Origin of the sequence: Nocardioides lianchengensis (assembly GCF_900101465.1) — a bacterium.
In the GTDB taxonomy this organism is placed as follows: domain Bacteria; phylum Actinomycetota; class Actinomycetes; order Propionibacteriales; family Nocardioidaceae; genus Nocardioides; species Nocardioides lianchengensis.
The window spans coordinates 126,348-139,124 of sequence record NZ_FMZM01000002.1; the positions used below are offsets into that span (position 1 = coordinate 126,348).

General features: G+C 72.1%; 14 protein-coding genes. 3 read left to right on the plus strand and 11 right to left on the minus strand.

Annotated features, from left to right (window positions below):
* Positions 1–32: 32 nt before the first annotated feature.
* A complete protein-coding gene (locus BLT76_RS04090) occupies positions 33–734 on the plus strand; it encodes a MerR family transcriptional regulator (RefSeq protein WP_244509247.1) in 702 nt (233 codons plus the stop codon).
* A 168-nt stretch (positions 735–902) separates the two neighbouring features.
* On the opposite strand, the gene BLT76_RS04095 is transcribed toward BLT76_RS04090, so the two are convergent.
* Positions 903–1,640, minus strand: a complete 738-nt coding sequence (locus tag BLT76_RS04095; protein ID WP_090851116.1) for a 2-keto-4-pentenoate hydratase — start codon at positions 1,638–1,640, stop codon at positions 903–905.
* Positions 1,637–2,260: an alpha/beta hydrolase gene (locus BLT76_RS04100; protein WP_090851119.1), complete on the minus strand. Its 624-nt coding sequence runs from the start codon at positions 2,258–2,260 to the stop codon at positions 1,637–1,639. Before BLT76_RS04100 ends, BLT76_RS04095 begins: the two co-directional genes overlap by 4 nt.
* A gap of 56 nt (positions 2,261–2,316) precedes the next feature.
* Between BLT76_RS04100 and BLT76_RS04105 the strand changes: the two genes are divergently transcribed.
* Entirely contained in the window at positions 2,317–3,198 is an 882-nt protein-coding gene (locus BLT76_RS04105) for an NAD(P)H-binding protein (protein ID WP_090851122.1), read from the plus strand.
* On the opposite strand, the gene BLT76_RS04110 is transcribed toward BLT76_RS04105, so the two are convergent.
* The 6 genes from BLT76_RS04110 to BLT76_RS04135 form a co-directional block, all read right to left on the minus strand.
* Positions 3,195–3,890 carry a CPBP family intramembrane glutamic endopeptidase gene (locus BLT76_RS04110; protein ID WP_090851125.1) on the minus strand — a complete coding sequence of 232 codons (696 nt, stop codon included), beginning with the start codon at positions 3,888–3,890 and terminating at the stop codon, positions 3,195–3,197. The two genes, BLT76_RS04105 and BLT76_RS04110, sit on opposite strands and share 4 nt — an antisense overlap.
* Positions 3,891–3,896: 6 nt before the next feature.
* Positions 3,897–5,336: a DEAD/DEAH box helicase gene (locus BLT76_RS04115; protein WP_244509248.1), complete on the minus strand. Its 1,440-nt coding sequence runs from the start codon at positions 5,334–5,336 to the stop codon at positions 3,897–3,899.
* A 181-nt stretch (positions 5,337–5,517) separates the two neighbouring features.
* On the minus strand, positions 5,518–5,712 hold the full coding sequence (locus tag BLT76_RS04120) for a CsbD family protein (protein WP_090851131.1): 195 nt from the start codon (positions 5,710–5,712) through the stop codon (positions 5,518–5,520).
* Between the two features lie 55 nt (positions 5,713–5,767).
* Entirely contained in the window at positions 5,768–7,192 is a 1,425-nt protein-coding gene (locus tag BLT76_RS04125) for a flavin-containing monooxygenase (protein ID WP_090851134.1), read from the minus strand.
* Positions 7,193–7,224: 32 nt separating this feature from the next.
* Complete coding sequence (locus BLT76_RS04130) at positions 7,225–7,959, minus strand: glutamine amidotransferase (protein ID WP_090851137.1); 735 nt, start codon at positions 7,957–7,959, stop codon at positions 7,225–7,227.
* Positions 7,956–9,113 (minus strand): CaiB/BaiF CoA transferase family protein, encoded by a 1,158-nt coding sequence (locus tag BLT76_RS04135; RefSeq protein ID WP_090851142.1) that lies wholly within the window; start codon positions 9,111–9,113, stop codon positions 7,956–7,958. Before BLT76_RS04135 ends, BLT76_RS04130 begins: the two co-directional genes overlap by 4 nt.
* A gap of 145 nt (positions 9,114–9,258) precedes the next feature.
* Between BLT76_RS04135 and BLT76_RS04140 the strand changes: the two genes are divergently transcribed.
* Entirely contained in the window at positions 9,259–10,212 is a 954-nt protein-coding gene (locus tag BLT76_RS04140) for a hypothetical protein (RefSeq protein ID WP_139175405.1), read from the plus strand.
* Between the two features lie 35 nt (positions 10,213–10,247).
* On the opposite strand, the gene BLT76_RS04145 is transcribed toward BLT76_RS04140, so the two are convergent.
* Genes BLT76_RS04145 through BLT76_RS04155 form a run of 3 tightly spaced genes read right to left on the minus strand, consistent with a single transcriptional unit; the run spans position 10,248 to position 12,702 of the window.
* The gene (locus tag BLT76_RS04145) at positions 10,248–10,979 is read right to left on the minus strand and encodes an amino acid ABC transporter ATP-binding protein (protein ID WP_090851148.1); all 732 of its coding nucleotides are present in this window, start codon (positions 10,977–10,979) and stop codon (positions 10,248–10,250) included.
* Positions 10,976–11,824 carry an amino acid ABC transporter permease gene (locus BLT76_RS04150; RefSeq protein WP_090851151.1) on the minus strand — a complete coding sequence of 283 codons (849 nt, stop codon included), beginning with the start codon at positions 11,822–11,824 and terminating at the stop codon, positions 10,976–10,978. Before BLT76_RS04150 ends, BLT76_RS04145 begins: the two co-directional genes overlap by 4 nt.
* Complete coding sequence (locus BLT76_RS04155) at positions 11,821–12,702, minus strand: ABC transporter substrate-binding protein (RefSeq protein WP_090851154.1); 882 nt, start codon at positions 12,700–12,702, stop codon at positions 11,821–11,823. Before BLT76_RS04155 ends, BLT76_RS04150 begins: the two co-directional genes overlap by 4 nt.
* Between the last annotated feature and the right edge of the window lie 75 nt (positions 12,703–12,777).

A 12,777-nucleotide genomic window follows, 5' to 3' on the forward strand; every position in this document is an offset into this window, starting at 1 on the left:
GTGTCACGGTCAAGACCTGAGAGGTGGATCACGTGCCCGACGACGAGCTGCTGACGCTCGACCAGCTGACGGCCCGGGTCGGGATGAGCGTGCGCAACGTGCGCTTCTACACGACCAAGGGCCTGGTGCCGCCGCCGATCCGGCGAGGCCGGTCGGGCTACTACTCCGGCGACCACGTGGCCCGGCTGGAGCTGGTCCGCGAGCTGCAGAGCCACGGCTTCACGCTGGCCGCGATCGAGCGGTACGTCGCCGGGCTGCCGGCCGACGCCGCGCCCGAGGACATCACCCTGGCCCGGACCATGCTCGCCCCCTGGCAGGCCGACCTCCCGGTCGAGATGGATCGCGCCCAGCTGGAGCAGCGGGCCGGTCGGCCCCTCGACGAGGACGACGTCGCGACCCTGCAGGCGCTCGGCATCGTCCGGCTCCGCGAGGACGCCTACCTGGTCGCCGCCACCCAGCTCAGCATCGGCGTCCGGCTGCTCGACCTCGGCTTCCCCCGTGAGGTCGCCGTCGCCGCGGCCCGGGTCTACCAGGAGCACGGCCGGCAGATGGCCGAGGAGCTGCACGCGGTGATCGCCGAGAAGCTCGCTCCTCGGTACGGCGACAGCTCCGAGCTGTTCCAGGAGGTCCTGGAGCGGCTCAAGCCGCTGTCGGTCGGCGGACTCGTCACGGCCTACGAGTCGGCCGTGGCCCGGACGGCGCGCACGACGACCATCCGACCCTCGCGCGGCTAGCGGCCCCGGTGGTTGAGCAGCGAGGAGCGCCAGCGACGAGCGTGTCGAAACCCGGTGAGCCGACAGTCCGCCTCGATCGAGGTCGCTTGCCGGGTGCGGGGGTTTCGACGCGGTCGCTGCGCGACCTGCTCAACCACCGGCGGGCCGAGCGACGAGGCCGAGTCGCTGTCAGCCGTCGAGCGTGACTACTCCCGCACCCGGCGCGTCGAGCCGCACCTCCGCCGGCAGCGGTACGGCGTCCGTCATCGCCCCGCAGAGCACGACCGACCCGGCGGGCAACGTCTCCCCGCGGGCCGCGAGGTGGCCGGCCAGGTGCACCAGGGCGAGCAGCGGGTCGCCGAGGATCGCCGCGGGGCGGACCGTCTCGGTGCGCCCGTCGACGGTCCACGAGCAGGCCAGGTCGGACAGGTCCTCGGGGAGCGGGAACGGGTCGCCCAGCACGAAGCCGGCGGCGCTCGTGGCGTCGGCCAGCACGTCGGCCAGGCGGAAGCGGTAGCCGTCGTACCGGCTGTCGAGGACCTCGAGGGCGAGGTGCACGGCCCCGACGTACGACGCCGCCTCGGCGCGGGTGAGCGGGCCGTCGAGGTCCCGGGCGAGGGTGAACGCGATCTCGGGCTCGACGCGCGGCTGGACGAGCGAGGCGGGGTCGGCGGACGCCATCGCGTCGGTCAGGAAGCCGACGATCGGCTCGGCGATGCCCATGGTGCGCTGCTTGGGCGCGCTGGTCAGGCCGAGCTTGGCACCGACGACCCGCTCCCCCGCCGCGACCCGGGTCGCGCGGTCGAGGTCCTGCACGGCCAGGCCCCAGGCGGCGTCGAGGCCCGGCTCGTCGTCGGTGAACGGCCGTCGGGTACGATGCCCCGCCCGGACCGCGCGCAGCTCGGCCGCCGCCTCCGCGGGCGTCATCCGAGCCGCTCGGTCAGCCAGGAGGACAGGGCCGCGACGGTCCCGGCGGTGAGACCGTGCCCGGACGGGTCGCGGTGGCCGGTGACCTCGGCGCCGGACGAGTCGTGCAGCCAGCTCCAGGTCCGGTCGAGCAGCTCGCGCGGGATGACCGTGTCGGCGTCGCCCTGAGCCACCAGCACCGGGACGCCGTCGAGTCGACCCGCCCCCACGTCCATCCCGGCGTCTTCGAACGGCAGCGTGCCGAGCAGCACGGCGACCCCGGCCCAGCGCTGCGGGTCGGTCAGCAGCAGGCCGCCGGCGAACGCCGCGCCGCCGCTGAAGCCGACCAGCACCACGGGTCGACCCGCGGGCGCGACCTCGTCGAGCCACGCGCGGAACCAGGCGGTCGTCGCGGCCAGGCTCTCGGCGACCGGCCGACCGATCCCGCGGTTGGCGAACCACGCGTAGCCGCCGCCCTCGGCGATCGGGGCGCGGACGGCGACGTACTCCGGTCCGCTCGGCAGGTGGCCGGCCAGGCCGAGGATGTCGGTCTCCGACGAGCCGCGCCCGTGCAGCAGCACGACCAACGGCGCTCCGGGATCGGGATCGCCGTACCGGGCGACGACGGGGGGCTCGGACACAGCACGACTCCTTGCGATTGAACTTTCAATCACACTCTAATGGGTACTGCACCCTCATGACCTCCGTTCTCGTCACGGGCGCCACCGGCTTCGTCGGCCAGCGTCTGGTCCCCGTCCTCGTCGACGCCGGTCACGACGTGAGGGCGATGACCCGCCACCCGGAGACGTACGACGGCCCCGGCGAGCCGGTCTTCGGCGACGTGCACGACCCCGGATCGCTCGCCGACGCGCTCGCCGGCGTCGACGTCGCGATCTACCTGGTGCACTCGCTGGACGACGACGACTTCGAGCACAAGGACGCCGAGGCGGCCCGCGGCTTCGGCCTGGCCGCCGCGGCCGCCGGGACGCAGCAGATCGTCTACCTGGGCGGGCTCGGCAAGGACGGCGACGATCTCTCCGCCCACCTGCGCTCGCGGCGCGAGGTGGAGCAGCTGCTCGGGGAGTCGGGGGTGCCGGTCACCGTGCTGCGTGCCGCCATCGTCGTCGGCGCCGGCGGCATCTCGTGGGAGATGACCCGCCAGCTGGTGAAGAACCTGCCCGCGATGGTGGTGCCGAGGTGGGCCACCACCCGCACCCAGCCGATCGCGCTCGAGGACGTGATCCGCTACCTGGCCGGCGTCGTCGGCAACGAGGCGGCGCTGGGACGGGTCTTCGAGGTGGGCGGGGCCGACCAGGTCAGCTACCTGGAGATGCTGCAGCAGGCCGCCGAGGTGATGAACGGCCGCAAGCCGCCGATCTTCGTGGTGCCGGTCCTGACGCCGAAGCTGTCGTCGTACTGGATCTCGTTCGTCACCAACGTCGACGTGACCACCGGGCGCAACCTCATCGACTCGATGGGCACCGAGGTGATCCAGACCGACTTCGCGATCCGCGACGTCGTCCCCGGTGAGCCGCTGACGTACGCCGAGGCGGTCCGCAAGGCCGTCGCGGAGAGTTAGCCGATCACCTGCGGCAGCACCAGCAGCATGGCCAGCGACCAGGTGATGTGGGTGAGGATCGGCGCCAGGATGCCGCCGGAGGCGCGGCGCTCGAGCCCGACCACGACGCCGAGCAGCACGGCCGCGAACGAGAGCATCAGGTTGCCCGTCGCGAGCGTGGCGATCGGGTAGGCGACGCTGGTCCACAGGACCGGCCGGCGCGGGATGGCGGCGTACGCCGCGCCGCGGAAGAACAGCTCCTCCGCGATGCCGTTGACCAGGGTGATGCCGACCAGCAGCGGCAGCGAGCCCTGGTCGGCGTAGTCGAGGACCGACGACACCTGGTCGCCCAGGAACGGGATCTCGCGCACCACGAGGGCGCCGACCACGAACACGCCCGCGAGCGCGAGGCCGACGCCGATCGGCGTCGCCCAGGGACGGACCAGCCGATCGCGACGGGCGATCCGGCCGAGGTGGAGCGGGCCGGAGACGAAGGCACCGACCGCCCACACCGCGGCGAGGACGAGGGTCGAGACATAGAACCACGAGCTGCCGGGCTCGATGCGGAGCGAGAAGCCGAGGACGACCGCCCCGAGGACGACGAACCCGGCCGTCACCAGCTGACGCCGCCGGAGCAGCTCAGGCGGGTCGCGGTGGTCGCGCGGGACGACGTCCCACAACGACCTCCGCATCCAGGCGACGACCGGGCTCATGAGGTCCTAGCGACGACCCGTCGAGAACGACGAGGCGCTGTGGCGCGAGCCGCCGCCGCTCTTCGCGGCGCCGGCGGACTGGGTCCGCTTGGCCGCGGGCTTGCGACCCTGGCCGCCGCCCGAGGACTGCCGGCCGCCGGCCTGACCACCGGCCTGGCCGCCACCGGTGCCGCCACCGCTGCCGCCGCGCCGGCGACGGTTGCGGCCGCCGCCGTTCGCGCCGCCGCCGGCCCCGCCGGGGCGGGACTGCTTCGGCTGCCGCTGCTGCGGCTCGGGGGTGTCGACCACGAGGCCGCCTTCGACGAGCACCCGCTCGCCGGGGGCGAGCTGGGTCAGCACGGGGTGCCGCGGGCCGTCGACCTTGGTGATGGTCGGCTTGATGCCGGCCGCCCGGGTCAGGTCGCGCACGTCGCGGACCTGGTCCTCGGTCATCAGGGTGATGACGGTGCCGGCGGCACCCGCGCGGGCCGTGCGGCCCGAGCGGTGCAGGTAGGCCTTGTGCTCGGCCGGCGGGTCGGCGTGGACGACCAGCGCCACGTCGTCGACGTGGATGCCGCGAGCGGCGATGTCGGTGGCGACCAGGGTGCTGGCCGTACCGGCGTGGAAGGCGTCCATGTTGCGGGTGCGGGCGCCCTGGCTGAGGTTGCCGTGCAGCTCGACGGCGGGGACGCCGTTCTTGTTGAGCTGGCGGGTCAGCGCCTTGGCGCCGTGCTTCGTGCGGGTGAAGACGACCGTACGACCGGGCGCGCTGGTCAGGTCGACCAGCACCGGCACCCGCTGCTCGCGGGCGACGTGCAGGACGTGGTGGTCCATCTTGGCGACCGGCGACTGGGCCGAGTCGGCCTCGTGGGTGGCCGGGTTGGTCAGGAACCGCTTGACCAGCACGTTCACGCCGTTGTCGAGGGTGGCCGAGAAGAGCATCCGCTGGCCCTCACGGGGCGTGCGGTCCATGATCCGGCGCACGCCGGGCAGGAAGCCCAGGTCGGCCATGTGGTCGGCCTCGTCGAGAATGGTGATCTCGATGCCGCCGAGGTCGCAGTGACCCTGGCCGATCAGGTCCTCGAGGCGACCGGGGCAGGCCAGCACGATGTCGGCGCCGCGGCGCAGGCCGGCGACCTGGGGGTTCTGGCCGACGCCGCCGAAGACGGTCATCGTCGAGAGCCCGGCGGACTTGGCCAGCGGCGCGAGGGCCTCCTGGATCTGGCCGACCAGCTCGCGGGTCGGGGCCAGGATCAGCGCGCGGGGCCGCTTGGGCTGCGGGCGCTTGTCGGACGCCTGGAGCCGGGCGACCAGCGGGAGCAGGAACGCGTAGGTCTTGCCGGAGCCGGTGCGGCCCCGACCGAGGACGTCGCGTCCGGCGAGGGAGTCGGGAAGGGTCGCCGCCTGGATGGGCGACGGGACGGTGATGCCGCGCTCCGCGAGGAGGGCGACGAGAGAGGTGGGCACGCCGAGGTCGGCGAAGTTGTGCGAAGACAAAAGAGAGTCACTCACTGTGGCGGTGTCTCGCCAGAAGAAGCGCGCTCATGATGACGAGCGCGAGGCGGGCCCGAGGCAAGACTGGACGGGCCGCACTCCCAGCGTAGGGGTGCGGCCCGTCGTACCCATCATTGCCGGAGGGTGACGTTGACTACTTCGTCAGCCCGTCCTTGAGGTCGGACGCGGCGTCCTTGAGCTTCTCGCCGGCGTTCTTGACCTTGCCGGAGGTCTGGTCGGCCTTGCCCTCGGCCTCGAGGCCCGGGTCGTTGGTCGCCTTGCCGGCGTGCTCCTTGCCGTGGCCCTTGAGCTCCTCGGCCTTGTTGCTGATCTTGTCACCGATGCCCATCAGGGGCCTCCCTCGAGTCGATTGCGTGTCACCGTGCCAGTGACCGACGGCCTGCTCAGGCAAACTCCAGGACACCGTCGTCGATGCGGTCCGTGCGGATGGTCCGGACGTCGGTGAGGTAGTTCTGCTTCAGCATCCACGGCGCCCGGTCACCCTGCTTGGGGAGCCCGTCGAGCGCCCGCAGGACGTAGCCGGACTGGAAGTCCATGAACGGCCGCTCGGTCACCGACGGGTCCTTGCGCGGGACCACGCTGCGCAGCCCGCGCTCGTCGAGGTGGGTCAGCAGGCGGACGACGTACTCGCTCACGAGGTCGGCCTTCAGCGTCCAGGAGGCGTTGGTGTAGCCGATCGTGTAGACGAAGTTCGGCACGCCGCTGAGCATCAGCGCCTTGTAGGCCATGGTGTCGCTGAGCTCGACCTTCGCGCCGTCGACCTCGAGGTCGATCTTGCCGAACGGCAGCAGCTTCAGCCCGGTCGCCGTGACGATCAGGTCGGCCGCCAGCTCCTCGCCCGAGGTGAGCCGGATGCCGGTCTCGGTGAACGTCTCGATGGTGTCGGTGACCACCGATGCGGTGCCCTTGCGGAACGCCTTGAACAGGTCGCCGTCGGGCACGAAGCAGAGCCGCTGGTCCCACGGGTCGTACGACGGCTTGAAGTGCTGGTCGACGTCGACGTGGCCGTCGAGCTGGCGATGCAGCGCCTTCGCGATCACGTTCTTGACCAGCGCGGGGCGGCGGCGCGAGAGCTGGTAGAAGCCGGTCGCGACCAGGATGTTCTTCCAGCGCACGAGCGGGTAGCGCAGCCGCTGCGGCAGCCGGGCCAGCTTGGTGGCGAACGGGTCCTTGCCCGGCCGGGACAGGACGTACGTCGGGGAGCGCTGCAGCATCGTGACGTGCTCGGCCGTGTCGGCCATCGCGGGCACCAGCGTGATGGCGGTGGCGCCGCTGCCGATCACCACGACCCGCTTGCCGGCGTAGTCGTAGTCCTCGGGCCAGTGCTGCGGGTGGACCACGTCGCCGCGGAAGTCGTCCTGGCCCGGGAAGACCGGCGCGTGCCCGGTCTCGTAGTCGTAGTAACCGGTGCACGCGTGCAGGAAGCTCGCGCTGATCGGCTCGCGACCCTCGACCTCGACCGTCCAGCGGGCGGTGCGGGAGTCCCAGCTCGCGCGGGTCACCCGGTGGTCGTAGCGGATCAGCGCGTCGACGCCGTACTCGGCCGCGACGGTGCGAACGTAGTCGAGGATGAGCGGCCCGTCGGCCAGCGCGGTGTCGCCGGGCCAGGGCCGCCAGCGGTAGCCGAACGTGAACATGTCGGAGTCGCTGCGGATGCCGGGGTAGCGGAACAGGTCCCAGGTGCCGCCGCTCACCGCGCGGCCCTCCAGGACCGCGATGCTGCGGTCGGGGTGATGCTCGCGCAGCTGGCAGGCGGCCCCGATGCCCGAGAGCCCGGCCCCGATGATCAGGACGTCGACGTGTTCCATGCTGACACTGTAAGCGCCTTATTGACGGATGTTCAATAGTCGGCGAACAGCTCGACGAACCGGCGGAGCAGGTGTGGCGGCTCGGTGACCGTCGCCGCACGGGCGCCGTCCACGAGGACCTGCTCGTCGGCCGGCTCGAAGTAGCCGTAGCCGGCGTAGACGTGGATCCGGGTCACGATCCCCTCGACGTCGAGCTCGGGGTGGAACTGCGTGGCGTAGACGTTCCGCCCGAGCCGGAAGGCCTGGACCGGGCAGCCCGCCCCCTCACCCAGCAGTACGGCGCCCCGCGGCAGCCGACTGACCGCCTCCTGGTGGCCGAGGAAGGCCTCGAAGGTCTCCGGCAGGACGCCGGTCAGCGGGTCCTCCCGACCGGCGTCGGTGAGGGTGACCGTCACCGCGCCGATCGGCTCGGCGTACGTGCGGTCGACGACGCCGCCGCGAAGGGTGCCCAGGGTCCCGATGCCGTAGCAGGCACCGAGGAACGGCGAGTCGCGCTCGAGCACCCGCTCGGCGAGCGCGCGCAGTTCGGCCTCGACGCGTCGCTGGGTGCCGCTCTTGGCGTCCTCGGGGTCGCTGATGTTGAACGGACCGCCGCCCAGCACGATCCCCGACCAGGCGTCGAGGTCGACCTCCCCCAGCTCATCCCGCTCGAGGCGGACCCGTCGTACGTCACGCTCGTCGAGACCGGTGAAGCGGAGGACGGCGTCGTACTCCCCGTCGGCCGCGAGGTCCTGCGCGCGGGTGCCGAGGAAGAGGAACGGCTTCACACCTGGACCGCTACCCCCCGGGCGATCAGTCCATCCACGTCCGCGATGCCCCAGGCGGTCAGCGCCTCCCGGGTCTGGCTGCCGGCCTCGGGGGCGGGCGCGCTCCCGAGGGTGGCCTCGGTGCGGGAGAAGCGGGGCGCGGGCGTCGGCTGCAGGGTGTCGTCCTTGGTGACGAAGACGCCGCGGGCCTTCAGGTGCGGGTGCTCCGCGGCCTCGCTCATCGGCAGGATGCCGGCCACGCACGCGTCGCTGCCCTCGAACACCTCGACCCACTCGGCCTGGGTGCGGGTGCGGAAGGTGTCGGCGAACAGCTGGCGCATCTCGTCGTACCGGTCGAGGTCGTACTGGCCGGGGACGACGTCCTCGACGCCGAGGAGCTTGATGAACGTCGCCCAGAACTGCGGCTCCAGCGCCCCGACCGACATGTGCCGGCCGTCGCTGGTCTCGTAGAGGTCGTAGAACGGCGCGCCGCCGTCGAGCAGGTTGGCCGCGCGCTCCTCCTTGAACGTGCCGGCCCCGACGAACGCGGCCGTCATCGCGTTGAGGTGGGCGGTGCCGTCGACGATCGCCGCGTCCACGACCTGCCCCTGCCCGCTGATCCTCGCCTCGAGGAGCGCGGCCAGGATCCCGATCACGAGGTACGTCGAGCCGCCGCCGAAGTCGCCGAGCAGGTTGGTCGGGAAGTGCGGCTTGGCCTTGTCCTGTCCCAGCCCGAACAGCGCGCCGGTGATGGCGACGTAGTTCATGTCGTGCCCGGCGGCGTGCGCCAGCGGTCCGTGCTGCCCCCAGCCCGTCATCCGGCCGTAGACCAGCCGCGGGTTGACCTCCGCGACGTCGTCCGGTCCGATCCCGAGCCGCTCCGCCACCCCCGGCCGCATCCCCTCGACCAGGACGTCGGCGTCCCGCACCAGCTCCCTGATGGTGGCGATCGCCTCCGGGTCCTTCAGGTTCAGCGCCACGCTGGGACGGCCGCGGTTGAGGATGTTCTTGGCCCCGCCGGCGAGCATCTGCCCGCCCGGCCGCTCGACCCGGATGATGTCGGCCCCCAGGTCGGCCAGGATCATGCACGCGTGCGGGCCCGGCCCGATCCCCGCGATCTCCACGACCTTGACGCCCTTCAGCGGGCCGGTTCCCTGTCCCAGCTCTACCGTCATGCGGTTGATGATGACAGTTTTACTGTCACGTTTGTAGAGGGTGTGGAAATCCTGACGCGTCTGGTAAGTCAGGAGTTCCACGCCCCCGTCCACAGGCGGACGGCGGCCGGTGGTGCGAGCCGGCTCGGCCGGACACCCTGCTGCCATGGATGCCCCAACGCGCCGACTGATGCGTCGCCAGGACGGCACGATCAGCCGCGCCCAGTTGCGGCAGCACGGGATCGCACCCCACGACCTCGAGCGCTTGCTCCGCCGCCGAGAGCTGGTGCGCATCCTGCCCGGCGCCTTCGTCGACCACACGGGGCGACCCACCTGGTCCCAGCGGGCATGGGCGGGGATCCACCACTTCCGGCCCGCCGCACTCGCCGGGCGTTCCGCGCTCCGGGCGGCGCTCGGTCCCACTTGGCGGCACCACGACGACACCGCGCTGATCGAGATCGTGGTCCCGGCAGGGGTCAGGCGCCGTCCGGACCCGGGGTACGACGTCCACCGCTCCCGCCGGTACGACGACCTGGTCCTCGCACCCGCCTCGCCGCCGCGTGTCCGGGTCGAGCACGCCGCCCTGTTGGTCGCCTCGACCCTGGGCGACCTGGACGCCATCCAGATGCTGGCCGACGTGTGCCAGTCGCGGCGTACGACGGCGACCCGGGTCGTCGAGGCGGCCGGGACCCTCGTCGGCCTGCCACGCCGCGAGTGGCTGACCCAGGTGCTCGGCGACATCGCTGGTGGAACGTGCTCGGTGCTGGAGCACGGATACCTGCACCGGGTCGAGCGGCCACACTCCCTCCCGCAGGGCACGCGGCAGCGACCGGTGCACGGTGGCCGTCGCGACGTGGAGTACCGCGAGGTCGGCCAGGTCGTCGAGCTCGACGGGCGGCTGTTCCACAACACGGCAGCGCAGCGTGATGCCGACCTGGAGCGCGATCTGGTCGCCGCCGTGGACCGGGAGAACGCCGTACGCCTCGGGTGGGGACAGGTGTTCGACCGGCCCTGCCACACCGCGGGACGGGTCGGGTCACTGCTGACCCGCCGCGGGTGGGTCGGCACACTCATCGGTTGCTCGGAGGCCTGCGAGGCCCCCGGGCTGTGGAAGTCCTGACGTACCGGGTACGTCAGGACTTCCACAGCTCGGCGCTACAGCACCCGCCGCAGGAACTGCCGCGTCCGCTCCTCGCGCGGGTCGGAGAAGATCTCGGCGGGCGGGCCCTGCTCGAGGATCCGCCCCTGGTCGAGGAAGCAGACCTTGGTGGCGACCTCGCGGGCGAAGGCCATCTCGTGGGTGGCCAGGACCATGGTCATGCCGGCGGCGGCCTCGGCGCGGACGATCTCGAGGACCTCGCCGACCAGCTCGGGGTCGAGGGCGGCGGTGATCTCGTCGAGGAGCAGGACCTGGGGGCGGGTGCAGAGGGCGCGGACCAGGGCGGCGCGCTGCTGCTGGCCGCCGGAGAGGCGGTCGGGGTGCTGGTCGATGTGCTCGCCGAGGCCGAAGCGGGTGAGCAGTTCGCGGGCCTGCGCCTCGGCCGCGGACTGCGAGATGCCGTGGACGCGGCGCGGGGCGAGGGTGCAGTTGTCAAGGACCGACAGGTGCGGGAAGAGGTTGTAGGCCTGGAAGACCATGCCGATCTGCTTGCGGACCTCGCGCGGGTCGACCAGGGGGTCGGAGATCTCGCGGCCCTCGAAGCGGATGACGCCGTCGTCGATCTCCTCGAGCAGGTTCAGGCAGCGCAGCAGGGTCGACTTGCCGGAGCCGGACGCGCCGATCAGGCAGACGACGTCGTGCGGCGCCACGGTCAGGGCGATGTCGTCGAGGACGACGCGGTCGCCGTACGACTTCCGCAGGCCGGAGACCTCCAGCAGCCCGGTCACAGCGCCCCCGCCCTCTCGCGCGCGAGAGCGCGGCGCCCGAGCCAGTCGGTCACGCGCGCCAGGGGGATGGTCATGGCGATGAACATCGCGGCGACCACGACGTACGGCGTGTAGTTGAACAGGTAGCCGGTGGAGTCACGCGCGGCGAAGACCGCGTCGAACACGCCCACGATCGAGACCAGGGCGGTGTCCTTCTGCAGCGAGATGAAGTCGTTGAGCAGCGGCGGGGCGACCCGGCGCACGGCCTGCGGGACCACCACGAACCGCATCGACTGGGCACGGCTGAGACCGAGCGCGGAGGCGCTGTTGAGCTGCGAGGGGTGGATCGACTCGATGCCCGAGCGGAACACCTCGGCGACGTAGGCGCCGTACGAGAGCACGAGGGCGACGCCGGCCCAGACGTACCGGTCGTTGGTCAGGCCCTGCAGCTCCAGGGCGGGTACGCCGAAGCCCAGCAGCAGGACCAGCAGCACGGTCGGGACGCCGCGGAACAGGTCGACGTACAGCACGGCCAGCACCCGCACCGGCGTGAGCCACGGCGAGCGTGCGGTCCGCGCGAGCGCCACCGCCAGACCGAGCACGAGAATGAACACCTCGCAGATCAGGAACAGCTTGATGTTGATCCACAGGCCGTCGAGGATCGCCGGGAAGGTCTCCCGGGCGACCCCCGCGTCGAAGAAGGTCGAGCGCACGGTGGCCCACCCCGGCGACGAGGTCAGCCCCACCGCCACCGCCGCGAAGACCGCGACGGTGACCGCGGTGGCGATCAGCACCGACCGCCGGCGCAGCGACCGGCGGACCTGCCGGCGCTCGAGCTCCCGGGCGCTGGGCTGCCAGGTGCTCACTGGAGCTCAGGCACGTCCACGACGTCGGAGAGCCACTCCTGCTCGATCTCGTCGAGGGTGCCGTCCTCGCGCAGCGCGGCGAGAGCGTCGTTCACGCACGGCACCAGCTCGCTGCCCTTCTCGAAGAGCAGGCCGAACTCCTCGGTGTCGCCGACCTCGGGCTGGAACTGGCCGACGATGGTGGAGTCCTCGATCTCGACCGCGGAGATGTAGAACGCGGTCGGCAGGTCGGCGAGGACGGCGTCGATCTGGTCGTTCTGGAGGGCCTGCTTGGCGGCGTTGGTGTCCTCGAAGACGGCCGGGTCGGTGCCGGGCTCGATCACGTCGCGGATGGCGGTGAGCGAGGTGGTGCCGGTCTGGGCGCCGAGGCGCAGGTCCTTCAGCTCGGCCAGCGTGGTCGCGTTGGCGGCCTTGCTGCCCTTGAGCGCGACGACGGCCTGGGCGGCCGAGTAGTAGCCGTCGGAGAAGTCGACGACCTCGGCCCGCTCCGGGGAGATCGAGATCTGGTTGATGTCGAAGTCGAAGTTCTTCTCGCCCGGCGCGTACGACGTGTTGAAGGGCACCTTCACCCAGGTGACGTCGTCCTTCGCGAAGCCGAGCTCGTCGGCCACGGCGTACGCCACGGCGGACTCGAAGCCCTTCTCGTTGGTGGGGTCGTTGTCGGTGAACCACGGCTCGTACGCCGGGGAGTCCGTGCCGATGGTCAGCTGGCCGTCGGTCTTCAGCGACAGGTCGTCGACGCCGCAGGCCTCGCCGCTCGCGGCGGAGTCGCCGGAGGAGTCCGCGGCGGAGTCGCTGTCGTCGACCGGCGCGCAGGCGGAGGCGGCGGCGAGGGTCAGCAGGACGGGCACGGCGAGGGCGGTACGACGCAGGCGCATGGAGGAATCGTAGGGCCGCAGGTCGGCACCTCGGGCCAGCCCTCCGGCACCTGAGGTGGAGGTCACGTCCCCACC

Bases quoted from the DNA above. Each gene is read 5' to 3' on its own strand.
- BLT76_RS04135 (WP_090851142.1), bottom strand. From the start codon at position 9,113: ATGACGGTAGAGCTGGGACAGGGAACCGGCCCGCTGAAGGGCGTCAAG.
- BLT76_RS04120 (WP_090851131.1), bottom strand. From the start codon at position 5,712: ATGGGCATCGGTGACAAGATCAGCAACAAGGCCGAGGAGCTCAAGGGC.
- BLT76_RS04140 (WP_139175405.1), top strand. From the start codon at position 9,259: ATGGATGCCCCAACGCGCCGACTGATGCGTCGCCAGGACGGCACGATC.
- BLT76_RS04105 (WP_090851122.1), top strand. From the start codon at position 2,317: ATGACCTCCGTTCTCGTCACGGGCGCCACCGGCTTCGTCGGCCAGCGT.
- BLT76_RS04125 (WP_090851134.1), bottom strand. From the start codon at position 7,192: ATGGAACACGTCGACGTCCTGATCATCGGGGCCGGGCTCTCGGGCATC.
- BLT76_RS04095 (WP_090851116.1), bottom strand. From the start codon at position 1,640: ATGACGCCCGCGGAGGCGGCGGCCGAGCTGCGCGCGGTCCGGGCGGGG.
- BLT76_RS04110 (WP_090851125.1), bottom strand. From the start codon at position 3,890: ATGAGCCCGGTCGTCGCCTGGATGCGGAGGTCGTTGTGGGACGTCGTC.
- BLT76_RS04155 (WP_090851154.1), bottom strand. From the start codon at position 12,702: ATGCGCCTGCGTCGTACCGCCCTCGCCGTGCCCGTCCTGCTGACCCTC.